Annotated in this window: 11 protein-coding genes; 9 read left to right on the forward strand and 2 right to left on the reverse strand. The window is 73.1% G+C overall.

Annotation, left to right across the window (positions count from 1 at the left end):
- Nucleotides 1–109: 109 nt before the first annotated feature.
- The 9 genes from AC1DZC_RS02595 (at nucleotide 110) to pyrF (ending at nucleotide 11,789) form a co-directional block, all read left to right on the forward strand.
- A complete protein-coding gene (locus AC1DZC_RS02595; protein WP_477039421.1) occupies nucleotides 110–1,507 on the forward strand; it encodes an MFS transporter in 1,398 nt (465 codons plus the stop codon).
- On the forward strand, nucleotides 1,504–2,916 hold the full coding sequence (locus AC1DZC_RS02600; protein WP_477042148.1) for a pyridoxal phosphate-dependent decarboxylase family protein: 1,413 nt from the start codon (nucleotides 1,504–1,506) through the stop codon (nucleotides 2,914–2,916). Before AC1DZC_RS02595 ends, AC1DZC_RS02600 begins: the two co-directional genes overlap by 4 nt.
- 62 nt (nucleotides 2,917–2,978) lie before the next feature.
- Nucleotides 2,979–3,575, forward strand: a complete 597-nt coding sequence (gene pyrR / locus AC1DZC_RS02605; RefSeq protein ID WP_477039419.1) for a bifunctional pyr operon transcriptional regulator/uracil phosphoribosyltransferase PyrR — start codon at nucleotides 2,979–2,981, stop codon at nucleotides 3,573–3,575.
- Nucleotides 3,572–4,573 (forward strand): aspartate carbamoyltransferase catalytic subunit, encoded by a 1,002-nt coding sequence (locus AC1DZC_RS02610; RefSeq protein ID WP_477042149.1) that lies wholly within the window; start codon nucleotides 3,572–3,574, stop codon nucleotides 4,571–4,573. The genes pyrR and AC1DZC_RS02610 overlap by 4 nt, the downstream gene beginning before the upstream one ends.
- Nucleotides 4,570–5,889 (forward strand): dihydroorotase, encoded by a 1,320-nt coding sequence (locus AC1DZC_RS02615; protein ID WP_477042150.1) that lies wholly within the window; start codon nucleotides 4,570–4,572, stop codon nucleotides 5,887–5,889. Before AC1DZC_RS02610 ends, AC1DZC_RS02615 begins: the two co-directional genes overlap by 4 nt.
- Nucleotides 5,886–6,431, forward strand: a complete 546-nt coding sequence (locus AC1DZC_RS02620) for a PH-like domain-containing protein (RefSeq protein ID WP_477042151.1) — start codon at nucleotides 5,886–5,888, stop codon at nucleotides 6,429–6,431. Before AC1DZC_RS02615 ends, AC1DZC_RS02620 begins: the two co-directional genes overlap by 4 nt.
- Nucleotides 6,428–7,606, forward strand: coding sequence for a glutamine-hydrolyzing carbamoyl-phosphate synthase small subunit (gene carA / locus AC1DZC_RS02625; protein ID WP_477042152.1), 1,179 nt, complete (start codon nucleotides 6,428–6,430; stop codon nucleotides 7,604–7,606). Before AC1DZC_RS02620 ends, carA begins: the two co-directional genes overlap by 4 nt.
- Entirely contained in the window at nucleotides 7,606–10,947 is a 3,342-nt protein-coding gene (gene carB, locus AC1DZC_RS02630) for a carbamoyl-phosphate synthase large subunit (RefSeq protein ID WP_477042153.1), read from the forward strand. The genes carA and carB overlap by 1 nt, the downstream gene beginning before the upstream one ends.
- Nucleotides 10,944–11,789 (forward strand): orotidine-5'-phosphate decarboxylase, encoded by an 846-nt coding sequence (gene pyrF, locus AC1DZC_RS02635; RefSeq protein ID WP_477042154.1) that lies wholly within the window; start codon nucleotides 10,944–10,946, stop codon nucleotides 11,787–11,789. The genes carB and pyrF overlap by 4 nt, the downstream gene beginning before the upstream one ends.
- 5 nt (nucleotides 11,790–11,794) lie before the next feature.
- Here the strand turns inward: pyrF and AC1DZC_RS02640 are convergent, their stop codons facing one another.
- Together AC1DZC_RS02640 and AC1DZC_RS02645 are read right to left on the reverse strand one after the other, a co-directional pair.
- Complete coding sequence (locus AC1DZC_RS02640; RefSeq protein ID WP_477042155.1) at nucleotides 11,795–12,889, reverse strand: flavin-containing monooxygenase; 1,095 nt, start codon at nucleotides 12,887–12,889, stop codon at nucleotides 11,795–11,797.
- A 117-nt stretch (nucleotides 12,890–13,006) separates the two neighbouring features.
- Entirely contained in the window at nucleotides 13,007–14,629 is a 1,623-nt protein-coding gene (locus AC1DZC_RS02645) for a helix-turn-helix transcriptional regulator (RefSeq protein ID WP_477042156.1), read from the reverse strand.
- Nucleotides 14,630–14,806 lie beyond the last annotated feature (177 nt).

A 14,806-nucleotide genomic window follows, 5' to 3' on the forward strand; every position in this document is an offset into this window, starting at 1 on the left:
CATCGTCACCCGCAGGCCCCCGGATGACGTGGCATCCGGGTGATGGGCACAGGTTTTTCACTGGAGCACATGTTCATGCACTCGATCCGGTGGCTGCCATCATGTCCCCGTGACGACGGCTCCTGACCCGGCAGTGCGCTCGAGCGAGCTGCCGCGGCGCACCATCACCTCGTACGCGCTCGGCTCGGTGGCGACCGGCGGGTTCGGCACCTTGCCCGGGCTGGTGCTCGCGTACTACCTGACCGACACCCTCGGCGTCGCGGCCGGTCTGGCCGGCCTGGTGGTAACGGTCCCGAAGCTCTGGGACGTGATCATCGACCCGTTCATCGGCGCGCGGTCGGACACGTCGGCGGCGCGGCACGGGAGCCGGCGAAGCTTTCTGCTCACCGGGGCCCTGGCGCTCCCGCTGCTCTTCGCGGCGGTGTTCGCGACGCCGCAGGCACTGGAGGGTGCCGGTGCCGCGGTCTGGGTCGTCCTGGCCTTCGTCGCCGCGGCCACCGCGTTCTCGATCTTCCAGGTGCCGTACATCGCGCTGCCCGCCGAGATCGCCCCGGACTACGCCTCGCGCACCCGGCTCCTGGCCCCCCGGATCGCCGTCCTCGCGGTCGCGATCCTCGCGTTCGGGGCCGGCGGACCCCTCGTGCGGGACGCGGCGGGGGGCGGGCGCGCCGGCTACGTCGTGATGGGTCTGGTCGGCGGCGTCACCATCGGGCTCGGCATGCTGGCCGCCTGGTGGGGAGCGCCGCGCAAGGCACAGGTCGCCGCCGAGACACCCGTCTCGGTCCGTCCGCACGCGCGGGGTGACGCGCTGCGGCTCGGCCTGGCGGCCCTGCGGGAGATCCCGGCGTTCCGTCGCCTGCTCGGCGCCTTCCTGCTGCAGGCGCTCGCCACCGGCGCGATGCTCGCCGGCGCGCAGTACGTCGCCACCTACACGCTGGGCGACGAGAACGCCGTGACGTTCCTGTTCGTCGCGCTCGTCGCGCCGGCCCTGCTGGTCATGCCGGTGGGGACGAGGCTGGCCCGGCGGTTCGGCAAGCGACGGTCGTACGTCGGCGCCTCCGTCCTGTTCAGCCTGGCGGCGCTCTCGCTGGTCCCGATGCGGTGGGCGCCCGGCGGGTGGGTGTACGCGTCGGTGGCGCTGGCCGGTGTCGCGTACGCGGGGATGCAGCTCTACCCGCTCGCGATGCTGCCCGACGTGGTCGCCGTGGACGCGAGGGACCGCGGCGAGGACCGCGCCGGCGTGCTCGGCGGCGTGTGGACGGCGGGGGAGACGGCCGGGCTGGCACTCGGTCCCACGCTCGTGCTCGGCATGCTGGCCCTCACGGGCTTCGTCTCCAAGACGGCCGACGAGACCGTCGCGCAGCCCGGGTCGGCACTCACCGGGATCTCGCTCGCGTTCTCGCTGCTTCCGGCCGCGCTGGCGCTGCTGAGCCTGCTGCCGCTGTCCCGCTACCCGTTGTCGGCGGACGTCGTCGACCGCACCACCCCGCAGGAGGTCCACCCGTGAACCGTCGAACCGGCCGTCCGTCGCAGGAGGTCCTGGCCGACCTGGCGTCGTGGCGTGCGGGCGACCCACCGACCCACGGCGGACGGATCCTGTCCTACGTCTACGACCCCGGACGTCCGGACCTCGACGAGGTCGCCGCCGAGGCCGTCCGCATGTTCCTGCCGGTCAACGGCCTGGACCCGACCACGTTCACGTCGGTCGCCGCGCTCGAGAGCCGGATCGTCGCGTTCGCCCGGGACGTCCTGCACGGCGACGACGGCACGGTCGGGTCGGTCACGTCGGGCGGCACCGAGTCCTGCATGCTCGCGGTCAAGTCCGCCCGGGACCTGTGGCGCGCGACGAACGGTGCGCAGGCGCGACCGACGCTGGTCCTGCCGACCACAGCCCACCCCGCGTTCCACAAGGCCGCGGCGTACCTCGACCTCGACGTCCTCGCGGTCCCCGTCGACCCGGCGACCGGCGCACCGGCTGCCGCGGACGTGCTCGCGCGGGTCGACGAGCGGACCGCGCTGGTCGTGGTCAGCGCGCCGAGCTACCCCTTCGGCGTGATCGACCCCGTCGCCGAGGTCGCGGCCGCCGCGGGCGTGCCCGTGCACGTCGACGCCTGCATCGGAGGCTGGGTCCTGCCGTGGTGGGGCGGGATCGAGGAGCCGTGGGACCTGGCGCTCCCCGGCGTCGCCTCGATCTCGGCGGACCTGCACAAGTTCGGCTTCGCCCCCAAGGGCGCGTCGGTCGTGCTCTACCGTTCGCGCGAGCAGCACCGCGCCCAGTACTTCGCGACGACGGCCTGGCCGGGCTACCCGGTGGTGAACCCGACGATGCTCGGGTCGCGGGGCGTCGGGTCGATGGCGGCCGCGTGGGCAGTCCTGCAGGTGCTCGGCACGGACGGTCTCGGCGAGCTCGTCGCGGCGACCCGGTCGGCCACCGACGTGCTGGTCGCGGCGGTGGCGGGGATCGACGGGCTTCGCGTCGTCGGCGACCCGACCGGCCCGCTGGTGGCGGTCGCCTCCGACGAGACGGCGGACGCGGGCGACCGGGTGGACCCGTTCCTGCTGATCGACGCGGTCCGCCGCCGGGGGTTCCTGCTGCAGGCCCAGCCGGCGATGGTCCAGGCGGACGGGTCGGTGCTGCCGCGCACCGCGCACCTGACCGTGACGCCCGTGACGCAGCGCGTCGTCGAGGAGCTCGTCGCGGCCCTGGGCGCGGCGGCTGACGAGGTCCGGGGGCGTGCGCCAGCCGCGCCGGACCCGTCCTTGGCGGCCACCGTCCTGAGCGAGGGCCTTCCCGACGACCTCGCCGTCGTCATGGCGACGCTCGAGGCGCTGCCCGCCGAGCTGGTGCGGCCGCTGCTCGTGGAGGTGCTCGCCGCCACAGTCGACCCGGCTCAGGAGGGACGTTCCGGGCGGTAGGGTGAGTCGTCGACAGACATTCCTTTAAGACCCGTCCTGTGAGGCGGGGAAGGAGCTGCTGCATGAGCCCTGCTGTGCCTTCCGAGAAGGACACGACCACCCCCGACGACGACGCGGGCAACGTGGTCCTCGGCGCACCGGAGATCGCCCGGGCGCTGACGCGCATCGCGCACGAGATCCTCGAACGCAACAAGGGTGGCTCCGACGTCATCCTGCTCGGTATCCCCACCCGCGGCCTGCCGCTCGCGCGCCGTCTGGCAGAGCGCCTGGAGGCGGTGGAGCCCGGCCTCGACGCCTCCCGCCTGGTCGGCAGCCTCGACGTCACGATGTACCGGGACGACCTCGCGCACCACCCGACCCGGACCATCGGCGAGACCGACATCCCGGGCGGCGGGCTGGACGGCAAGGTCGTGGTCCTCGTCGACGACGTCCTCTACTCCGGCCGCACCATCCGCGCGGCCCTCGACGCGATCAGCGACCTCGGTCGCCCGCGTGCGGTCCAGCTGGCGGCGCTCGTCGACCGCGGCCACCGCGAGCTGCCGATCCGCGCGGACTACGTCGGCAAGAACCTGCCGACCTCCACCACCGAACGGGTGCGTGTCCTGCTGCAGGAGAGCGACGGCCGCGACGCCGTGCTCATCGAAGGAGGGGTGCGATGAAGCACCTGCTGTCCACGGCCGACCTGAGCCTCGCCGACGCCGTCCGGATCCTCGACACGGCCGGCTCGATGGCCGCGACGCAGGGCCGGGAGATCAAGAAGCTGCCCACCCTGCGCGGCCGCACCGTGGTGAACCTCTTCTTCGAGGACTCCACCCGCACGCGCATCTCGTTCGAGACCGCCGCCAAGCGGCTCTCGGCCGACGTCATCAACTTCTCGGCCAAGGGGTCGAGCGTCTCCAAGGGCGAGTCCCTCAAGGACACCGCGCTGACGCTGCAGGCCATGGGCGCCGACGCGGTCGTGATCCGGCACCACGCGTCGGGCGCGCCGCACACGCTCGCCACCAGCGGGTGGACGCACGGCGCCGTCATCAACGCCGGCGACGGGATGCACCAGCACCCGACGCAGGCGCTGCTCGACGCCTACACGCTGCGCCGCCACCTGATGGGCCCGGGCGACGTCACCGGCCGGGACCTGGCCGGGCTGCGCGTCGCGATCGTGGGCGACGTGCTGCACAGCCGGGTGGCGCGGTCGAACGTCCAGCTCCTGCACACGCTCGGAGCCGAGGTCACGCTCGTGGCCCCGCCGACGCTGGTGCCGGTGGGGGTCGAGGCGTGGCCCGCCAAGGTCTCGTACCACCTCGACGAGGTCATCGCCGACGACAAGCCCGACGCCGTGATGATGCTGCGCGTCCAGCGCGAGCGGATGTCGAGCGCGGGCGGCGGCTTCTTCCCGAGCCCGCTGGAGTACACCCGGCGGTACGGGCTCGACGCCCGCCGGCTCGACGCGCTGTCCGACCACGCGATCGTCCTGCACCCCGGTCCGATGAACCGCGGCCTGGAGATCTCCGCCGACGCGGCCGACTCGCCGCGCGCGGTGATCGTGGAGCAGGTGGCCAACGGCGTCGCGGTGCGGATGGCCGTCCTGTACCTCCTGCTGGCGGGTGGCGACACCACCCCCACGCGCACGACGAACGACGAAGCGAAGGTGAACGCGTGAGGACCTACCTGCTGCGTGACGTCAGCCCCCTGGGCGACGGCACGACCGACGTGCTGCTCGCCGACGGGGTCATCGCCGCGATCGGCGCGGACGCCGAGGCGCAGGCGGGTGACAACCCGGTGATCATCGACGGCAGCGGCCTGGTCCTCCTGCCCGGCCTGGTCGACCTGCACACGCACCTGCGCGAGCCCGGCCGAGAGGACGCCGAGACCGTCCGCAGCGGCACGCGAGCCGCCGCGATGGGCGGCTTCACGGCCGTGCACGCGATGGCCAACACCTCCCCGACGCAGGACACCGCGGGGGTCGTCGAGCAGGTCTGGCGGCTCGGCCGCGACGCCGGCTGGGTCGACGTGCGCCCGGTCGGCGCGGTGACGGTCGGCCTCGACGGCGAGCGCCTGGCCGAGCTGGGCGCCATGGCGGAGTCGGCGGCGCAGGTCCGGGTGTTCTCCGACGACGGCAAGTGCGTGCACGACCCCGTCCTGATGCGACGCGCGCTGGAGTACGTCAAGGCGTTCGACGGTGTCATCGCGCAGCACGCGCAGGAGCCGCGGCTGACCGAGGGTGCCCAGATGCACGAGGGCGTCGTGTCCGCCGAGCTCGGGCTGCCGGGCTGGCCCGCGGTGGCGGAGGAGGCGATCATCGCCCGCGACGTGCTGCTCGCCGAGCACGTCGGGTCGCGGCTGCACGTGTGCCACCTGTCCACCGCTGGGTCGGTCGAGATCATCCGCTGGGCCAAGTCGCGGGGGATCGACGTGACCGCCGAGGTGACGCCGCACCACCTGATCCTCACGGACGAGCTCGCCCGCGGCTACGACCCGGTGTTCAAGGTCAACCCGCCGCTGCGGACGCAGCGGGACGTCGAGGCGGTCCGCGAGGGCCTCGCCGACGGCACGATCGACATCGTCGCCACCGACCACGCGCCGCACACGCGCGAGGACAAGGACTGCGAGTGGGGTGCGGCCGCGTTCGGCATGACCGGCCTCGAGACCGCGCTCTCGGTCGTGCAGGAGACGATGGTCGACACCGGCCGCCTGACCTGGGCGGACGTCGCGCGCGTGATGTCGACGACGCCCGCGCAGATCGGCCGCGTCAGCGACCACGGCCGCCCGATCGCGGTGGGGGAGCCCGCCAACCTCGTCCTGGTCGACCCGGGCATCCGCCGGATCGTCGCGCCGGAGGAGCAGGCGACGAAGAGCACGAACTCGCCGTTTCGCGGCCGGGAGCTGTCCGGCTGCGTCATCGCGACGTGGCTGCGCGGCCGCGCCACCGTGATGGACGGGTCGGCGTGCGACGAGTCGGTGGTGGTGAGCTCTTGAGGAATGCGACCCTCGCGGTGATCATCCTGATCGGGATGGTCATCGTCGCCCTCCTGATCATGCGCGCCGGGTGGAACGCACGAGCCCGGCGGACCGCCGAGTTCGTCCCCACGCTCCCGGTCGCCCCGGTGTCGCTGGGCAGGTCCCTGTTCGGACCGGTCACGATGACCTACGTCTCGACGACGCGCGCGGGCGACTGGCTCGAACGGATCACCGCGAACGGCCTCGGGGTGCGCAGCCGCGCGCAGGTCGAGGTGTTCGACGCCGGGGTCCAGATCGTCCGTACAGGTGCCCCCGACCTGTTCGTACCGACGTCCGCGCTCCGCGACGTCACCGTCGGCCCGGGCATCGCCGGCAAGGTCGTGGGCGGCGACGGCATCGTCGTGCTCACCTGGCAGGCCACCCCCGACGACCCCCGCGGCGTGGACACCGGTCTGCGCCCCCGCCACACGTCCGACCGCGAACCGCTCGTCGACGCGATCGCCCCGCTCATTCGTCTGACCCCGGGCGCCCCGGCCCCCGCGCAGGAGGAGAACTCATGACCACAGCCGTGCTCGTGCTCGAGGACGGCCGGACCTTCACCGGCCGCACCTACGGCGCAGAAGGCTCGACCCTCGGCGAGATCGTCTTCAACACCGGGATGACCGGGTACCAGGAGACGCTCACCGACCCGTCGTACCACCGGCAGATCGTCGTCATGACGGCGCCGCACATCGGCAACACCGGCGTGAACGACGAGGACCCGGAGTCCGCGCGGATCTGGGTCGCCGGGTACGTGGTGCGCGACCCCGCCCGCCGGGCGTCGAACTGGCGCTCCGTGCGCACGCTCGACGACGACCTGGTGGCCCAGGGCATCGTCGGCATCAGCGAGATCGACACCCGCGCCCTGACGCGCCACCTGCGCGAGCGCGGCGTGATGCGGGCGGGGATCTTCTCCGGCGCCGCACTCACCGGCGCGGACGGCGACCGCCGCCCCGACGACGAGCTCCTCGAGGAGGTGCGCAGCGCGCCCGCGATGGCCGGCGCCGACCTGGCCGGGGAGGTCTCGACCGACGTCGCGTACGTGGTCGAGGCGCTCGGCCCCGACGGTGAACCGCTGGAGACGCCCGTCGCCACGGTCGCGGCCGTCGACCTGGGCATCAAGGCGATGACCCCGCAGCGGCTCGCCGAGCGCGGCATCCGGGTGCACGTGCTCCCGTCGAGCGCGACGTACGCCGACGTCGTCGCCACCGAGCCGGACGGCGTCTTCTTCTCGAACGGTCCGGGCGACCCCGGTGCGGCCACGCACGAGGTCGAGCTGCTGCGCGAGGTGCTCGACAACAGGATCCCGTTCTTCGGCATCTGCTACGGCAACCAGATCCTCGGCCGGGCGCTCGGCTACGGCACCTACAAGCTGGGCTACGGCCACCGCGGCGTGAACCAGCCGGTCATGGACCGCCTCACCGGCAAGGTCGAGATCACGGCACACAACCACGGGTTCGCCGTGGACGCCCCGCTCGACGGCGAGTCCGTCGCGCCGCACGACGGCGGCCGCTACGGCCGGGTCGTGGTCAGCCACGTCGACCTCAACGACGACGTCGTCGAGGGACTGCGGGCGCTCGACCTGCCCGCGTTCTCGGTGCAGTACCACCCGGAGGCCGCGGCCGGCCCGCACGACGCCGCCTACCTCTTCGACCGCTTCCTCGAACTCATGACCAACGAGAAGGGTGCCGCCTGATGCCCCGGCGCACAGACATCAGCAGCGTCCTCGTCATCGGGTCCGGCCCGATCGTCATCGGCCAGGCCTGCGAGTTCGACTACTCCGGCACGCAGGCCTGCCGCGTGCTCAAGGAGGAGGGCCTGCGGGTCATCCTGGTCAACTCCAACCCGGCCACGATCATGACGGACCCGGAGTTCGCCGACGCCACGTACGTCGAGCCGATCACCACCGAGGTCCTCACGACGATCATCGCCAAGGAGCGACCCGACGCGATCCTGCCGACGCTGGGCGGTCAGACGGCGCTCAACGCGGCGATCGCCCTCGACGAGGCCGGCGTGCTGGAGAAGTACGACGTCGAGCTCATCGGCGCCAACATCGCGTCCATCCAGAAGGGCGAGGACCGCGAGCAGTTCAAGGAGGTCGTGGCGGTCTGTGGCGCCGAGAGCGCGCGCTCCGCGATCATCCACACCATCGAGGACGCGCTCGCCGCGGTCGAGGACCTGGGCTACCCGGTCGTCGTGCGGCCGTCGTTCACCATGGGCGGCCTGGGTTCGGGCATCGCCTACGACGAGACCGACCTGCGCCGCATCGTCGGCCAGGGCCTGCACTACTCGCCGACCACCGAGGTGCTCCTGGAGGAGTCCATCCTCGGCTGGAAGGAGTACGAGCTCGAGCTGATGCGCGACAAGCACGACAACGTCGTGGTCGTCTGCTCCATCGAGAACGTCGACCCGGTCGGGGTGCACACCGGCGACTCGGTCACCGTGGCGCCCGCCCTCACGCTCACCGACCGCGAGTACCAGCGCCTGCGCGACATCGGCATCGCGGTCATCCGCGAGGTCGGCGTCGACACGGGCGGCTGCAACATCCAGTTCGCGATCGAGCCCTCCACCGGTCGCGTCGTCGTGATCGAGATGAACCCGCGCGTCTCGCGGTCGAGCGCCCTGGCGTCCAAGGCGACGGGCTTCCCGATCGCCAAGATCGCCGCCAAGCTCGCGGTCGGCTACACGCTCGACGAGATCCCCAACGACATCACGGGCGGCTCGACCCCCGCGTCGTTCGAGCCCACGCTCGACTACGTCGTCGTGAAGGTCCCGCGGTTCGCGTTCGAGAAGTTCCCGGCGGCCGACGACACCCTGACGACGACCATGAAGTCCGTCGGCGAGGCCATGGCCCTCGGCCGCAACTTCACCGAGGCGCTCGGCAAGGCGATGCGGTCGCTCGACAAGAAGGGCTCGGTGTTCCACTGGGCCGGCGACGCCCTGACCGGCGACGCCCTCGACGCGCTGACCGCGACGATCTCGCGTCCGACCGAGCACCGCCTGGTCGACGTGCAGCAGGTGCTCCGTGCCGGCGTCTCGCTGGAGACGGTCTACGAGCTCACGGGCATCGACCCCTGGTACATCGACCAGATCCAGCTCATCAACCAGGTCGCCGCGCAGACCGCGGCCGCGTCCGCGCTGACCCGCGACGTGCTGCTGCACGCCAAGCGGCACGGCCTGTCCGACGCCCAGATCGCGACCCTGCGCCGCACGTCCGAGGACGCGGTCCGCGGTGCCCGGCACGCGGTCGGCCTGCGGCCGGTGTTCAAGACGGTGGACACGTGCGCGGCGGAGTTCGCCGCGAGCACGCCGTACCACTACTCGTCCTACGACGAGGAGACGGAGGTCGCCCCGCGCACGCGCCCGGCGATCCTGATCCTGGGATCGGGCCCGAACCGGATCGGCCAGGGCATCGAGTTCGACTACTCGTGCGTGCACGCCGCGCTGGCGCTCAAGGACGAGTTCGAGACCGTCATGGTCAACTGCAACCCCGAGACCGTCTCCACCGACTACGACACCTCGGACCGGCTGTACTTCGAGCCGCTGACCTTCGAGGACGTGCTCGAGGTCTACCACGCCGAGCTCGCGGCGGGTCCGGTCGAGGGCCTCATCGTCACGCTCGGCGGCCAGACCCCGCTCTCGCTCGCGCAGCGGCTCGCGGACGCCGGCCTGCCGATCCTCGGCACGTCCCCGGCCGCGATCGACGCCGCCGAGGACCGCGGCGAGTTCGGCAAGGTGCTCGAGGCGGCGGGGCTCCCGGCGCCGGCGTTCGGCACGGCCACGACGCTCGCCGGCGCGCGCGACACCGCCCGCCGGATCGGCTTCCCGGTGCTCGTCCGGCCGTCGTACGTGCTCGGCGGCCGCGGCATGGAGATCGTCTACAGCGAGCCGCAGCTCGACGAGTACGTCAAGCGGGCCCTGGAGAACGCCGCCGACGGTGGCCGCGCGGGCACGCTGCCGCCGCTGCTCATCGACCGCTTCCTCGACGACGCGATCGAGATCGACGTCGACGCGCTCTTCGACGGCACCGAGATGTTCCTCGGGGGAGTCATGGAGCACATCGAGGAGGCCGGCATCCACTCCGGCGACTCGGCGTGCACCCTGCCGCCCGTCACGCTCTCCAAGAGCGAGCTGGAGCGCATCCGCCTGTCCACCGAGGCGATCGCCCGCGGCGTGGGCGTGCACGGGCTGCTGAACATCCAGTTCGCGCTCGTCTCCGACGTGCTCTACGTCCTGGAGGCCAACCCCCGGGCGTCGCGCACGGTGCCGTTCGTCTCCAAGGCCACGGGCGTCTCCCTGGCCAAGGCCGCGGCGCTGGTCATGGCCGGCCACTCGATCGCGGACCTGCGCGCCCGCGGCATCCTGCCCGTCGACGACGCCAGCGTGCTCGACCTCGGGTCGCCGGTCGCGGTGAAGGAGGCCGTGCTGCCGTTCAAGCGGTTCCGCACGAAGGAGGGCGTCGTGGTGGACACGGTGCTCGGCCCGGAGATGCGCTCGACCGGTGAGGTGATGGGCTTCGACGTCGACTTCCCGACCGCGTTCGCCAAGTCGCAGGAGGCCGCGTTCGGCGGTCTGCCCAGCGGCGGGCGCGCGTTCATCTCGGTGGCCGACCGCGACAAGCGCTCGATCGTCTTCCCGGTCAAGCGCCTCGCCGAGCTCGGCTTCGAGATCCTCGCGACCGAGGGCACCGCCGCCGTGCTGCACCGCAGCGGCATCGCCTCACGGGTGGTGCGCAAGTACTCCTCGGGCCGGGGCAGCGACGGCGAGCCGACGATCGTCGACCTGATCACCGCCGGCGAGGTCGACATCGTCGTGAACACCCCCTCGGGCCAGGGCGCGCGCGCCGACGGCTACGAGATCCGGGCCGCGACGACGGCGGCCGACAAGGCCATGGTCACGACCGTGCAGCAGCTCGGTGCGGCCGTGCAGGCCATCGAGGCGGCGCAGGCCGGGCCGTTCCAGGTCACCAGCCTGCAGGAGCACGACGCGGCCGCCCTGGTGCGTCGCGAGGCGCGGGCGGCGGCGCGGGCCTCATGAGGTCGTTCGGGCAGCGGCTCGCGGCCGCGATGGACGAGCACGGACCCCTCTGCGTGGGCATCGACCCGCACCCGGGCCTGCTCGACGACTGGGGCCTCGCCGACGACGTCGAGGGGCTGCGCCGGTTCGCGCTGACCGTCCTGGAGGCGGTCGGCGGGCACGTGGCCGCCGTGAAGCCCCAGTCGGCGTTCTTCGAGCGGCACGGGTCCCGCGGGGTCGCGGTGCTCGAGGAGGTGGTCGCGGCCGGCCGGGACACCGGCACGCTGGTGATCGTCGACGCCAAGCGCGGCGACATCGGCTCGACCATGGCCGCGTACGCGGACGCGTTCCTGCGCGACGGCTCGCCGCTGGCCGGCGACGCGCTCACGGTCTCGCCGTACCTGGGCTTCGGGTCGCTCGACCCGGCGGTCGACCTGGCGCTGGCGTCGGGCCGCGGCCTGTTCGTCCTGTGCCTGACGTCGAACAAGGAGGGCCACGAGGTCCAGCACGCCCGCACGGCGGACGGGGTGAGCATCGCGGCCCTCGTGGCGGCGCGCGCCGCGGCCCTGAACGCGGACGCGAGCCCGCTCGGCTCGATCGGTCTGGTCGTCGGCGCGACGGTCGGCGACGCGGCCGAGCGCACGGGCGTCGACCTCGCCGCGGTCAACGGACCGCTGCTCGCTCCCGGGGTCGGCGCACAGGGCGCCGGCCCGCGAGAGCTGGCGCAGGTGTTCGGTTCCGCACGGCGGCAGGTGCTCGCCTCGTCGTCGCGCGGTGTCCTGGCAGCCGGCCCTGCGGTCGTCGCTCTGCGGGCGGCCGCTCGTGAGGCGTCCGACGAGGCCGGCGCCGCGCTGCGCGACTGACCGCCTCAGGCGGCGGCACGCACTCGTTCCCGCGCCCGGCTCGCAGCGGCGATGTGGCGCGCGACGTAGGCCGCGTCCCGAGCGACGCCCAGCACCATCGCCGAAGAGAACGCGTACTGGAACGGCAGGCCCATGAAGTACAGCCCCGGCACGGACGGGACGACTCCGCGGTCGGTGATCGGGTAGCCGTCGTCGCCCCGAGGTGCGGGCTCGACCCAGCCGAGGTCGTCGCGGAAACCGGTGGCCCAGACGACCGATCGAACGTCGGGCACCGAGCCGTCGTCGAGCTCGGGGCGGCCGTCGCGGACCGCGACCACGCGCGCCGTCGTGTGCCGGACGCCGGCTGCCGCGAGATCTGCCAGCTTGACACGCAGCAGTGGTGCACCGCCGGCGCGCACCCGAGGGCGCAGCCTGCGGCCGACGGGCGTCCGCAGGGTCAGCACGTGCCGGCTGACGAAGGGCAGGAGATGGGCGGCGAGCGTCCCCTTCACGCCTGGTCCGAACGGGACCTCGCCGTGCACACGGCCGGCCAGGACGACGTCGTGGCCGGCCAGGGCGAGCTCGAGCGCGATGTCGGTGCCTGAGTGGGACGCGCCGACGACCAGGATCGGCCCGGTGGGCAGCTGCGACGGGTTGCGGTAGGCGGTCGAGTGCAGCTGGACGATCGACGGATCGACCTGCTGCGCGAGGCGGGGCGTCCACGGGTCACGGTGACCGCCCGCGGCGACCACGACGCTCTGGGCGACCAGGTCCCCGGTGTCGGTCGCGATGCGGAAGGCGTCCTGGTCGCTCGAGACGCGGGCGACGCGAACACCGCTACGCACGGGGAGGCGCATCTCTGCGGCGTACCGCTCGAGGTAGTCGCCCATCTCGCGCGCCGTCGGGTACCCCCCACCGGGGCCGGGCAGGTCGAGCCCGGGCAGCCGGTCGAGCCGTGCCGGCGTGAAGAGCCGTAGCGAGTCGTACCGGTCCCGCCAGACGTCTCCGACGCGCTCGTGCTCGTCCAGGACCAGGCACGGGATGCCTCGGCGCGTGAGGTGGAACGCCGTGGCCAGCCCCGCCTGACCGGCCCCGATGATGATCGTCTCCTGCTCGTCCATGGTCCTGCCTCCACGTCGTCGTCCGTGCGATCGACGCTAGGAGCTCCCGGAGCGGCCGACATCGGGCGTCCTGCGCATCGGGCGTGCACGCACGTGGGTCGTTCTGCCCAGGCGTGCTCAGAGGACGTCGTGCTCGTACGCCCAGGCGGTGGCGGCCGCCCGCGACGGGACGTCAAGCTTGGCGAAGATGTTGGACAGGTGCCGGGCGACGGTCTTCTCGGAGAGGTGCAGCTCCGTCGCGATGGCGCGGTTGGTCCGGCCGGTCGCCGCCAGCCGGAGCACCTCGGCCTCTCGCGGGGTCAGTCGGCCCGCCGGTTGCGGTCCCGAGAGGTGGTCGAGGGCGGCAAGGTCGGCGACAGCCCCGAGGCGCTCGAAGACCGAACGCGCGGCGCCGAGCTCGAGCGCGCCGGCTGCTGCGTCCCCGAGGGCTCGGTCGGCTGCGGCGAGCCGCACGCGCACTCGCGCGACCTCGTACGGCACCGTGAGCCCGACCCACACGTCCAGCGCGCGTCGCAGCGACTCGCGAGCACCCCGCGGATCCGCGTCGGCGAGCCGGACGGTGCCCTCCGCCGCCGCCGCCATCGCCTCCAGGTACGGCCCGCTGTCCGGGCCGACGGCCAGGCCCGCCAGCGCGTCCGCCGCCCGCCGCGCGATCGGGAGATCGCCCGCCGCTACACCGACGTCGACGAGAGCCGCGAGCAGCAGCGGCCGCGGCGGACCAGGCGTCGCCATCGCGCTGCGAAGCAGCTCCAGGGCGTTGTCCGCCTGGCCGGAGACGAGGCGGATGAGCGCGAGCCCCGGCTGCGGGTCACCGCCGGCCTCCAGGGCACGGCCGTAGGCGTCCTGCGCCTGGTCGAGCTCACCACGCACGCGGTGCACCTCGCCCTTCTGGTACCACGCCGCGGCAAGGTCTTCCTGCGGTGGTGCGGACAGCGCCTCCACCGCGAGGTCGGCCTCGACGAGCGCGCGGTCCCACGCGTCGGTCTCGAGCAGCACCTGCGAGCGGTGCATGCGACAGGTGCCCCGGAAGGGCACCAGCTGCGGCTGACGTTCGCACCACGCGTCGAGCGCGAAGGTCCACTCGCGTGCTCGCCGGATGTCGAGCGCCTCGCGGCAGATCTGGACGACCACGCAGTAGACGATGCCTGAGACGACGGGCGAGACCCGGCCCGCCGTGACCCCGAGCATGACGTCGTCCAGCTCGTCGAGCCCCTCGCGCACCCTTCCCAGCCTGAGGAGGGCGTATCCCTGGCTCATCCGTGCGAGCGCCACCAGGTCGTCGTCGGCCACCTGCTCTCCGGTCTCGCGTGCGAGCGCGAAGAGCGAGACGGCGCCCGCGACGTCGCCCCCTTCAGCGGCGCGACGCCCCATGGGCACGGCCAGGTAGCCGCGCACGACCGGTCCGAGCTCCGCGTCCTGCGCGAGCCGGGCGCCGCGCGCCATCCAGCCGGCGAGCGCGGCGTCGCGCCCGCGGCTGGAGAGGTTCAGTCCGGCGCGAAGCATGCACTGCCCGGCGTGGGCGGCGTCGCGGTCCTCGACGAAGTAGTCGAAGGCGTTCGCGAGCAGGTCGCAGCCTTCGTCGTCGCGACCGCTGAGGATCGCCGCCGACGACCACGCGAGGAGGTCGGTCGGGGCCAGGCGGACGGTGGCGGCCGCGAGCGCGAAGCCGTCGTACGCGTCCGACCACGCCCCGGTGGCACAGGCCGCGTGGGCTCGTCCGAGCTCCGTGCCGTCCACCATCGCCGGCTCCTCGATCCATGGACGCCCAAGACCTACTCACGCTACGCCGAGGTACGCCCGTGGCCCGCGGATTGGCCCGGATTGAGCCGCCCGCGTTGCCGTTCACCTGGTCGCTCGCTAGTTTCGTATCCAAGGTCCCGCGTCCATGACGTGCAGGATCGCCGGCCCAAGGACGAG

It is taken from the genome of Cellulomonas sp. P2_B4 (assembly GCF_056404795.1).

Bases quoted from the DNA above. Each gene is read 5' to 3' on its own strand.
- pyrR (WP_477039419.1), top strand. From the start codon at position 2,979: ATGAGCCCTGCTGTGCCTTCCGAGAAGGACACGACCACCCCCGACGAC.
- AC1DZC_RS02610 (WP_477042149.1), top strand. From the start codon at position 3,572: ATGAAGCACCTGCTGTCCACGGCCGACCTGAGCCTCGCCGACGCCGTC.
- carA (WP_477042152.1), top strand. From the start codon at position 6,428: ATGACCACAGCCGTGCTCGTGCTCGAGGACGGCCGGACCTTCACCGGC.
- carB (WP_477042153.1), top strand. From the start codon at position 7,606: ATGCCCCGGCGCACAGACATCAGCAGCGTCCTCGTCATCGGGTCCGGC.
- pyrF (WP_477042154.1), top strand. From the start codon at position 10,944: ATGAGGTCGTTCGGGCAGCGGCTCGCGGCCGCGATGGACGAGCACGGA.
- AC1DZC_RS02640 (WP_477042155.1), bottom strand. From the start codon at position 12,889: ATGGACGAGCAGGAGACGATCATCATCGGGGCCGGTCAGGCGGGGCTG.
- AC1DZC_RS02645 (WP_477042156.1), bottom strand. From the start codon at position 14,629: ATGGTGGACGGCACGGAGCTCGGACGAGCCCACGCGGCCTGTGCCACC.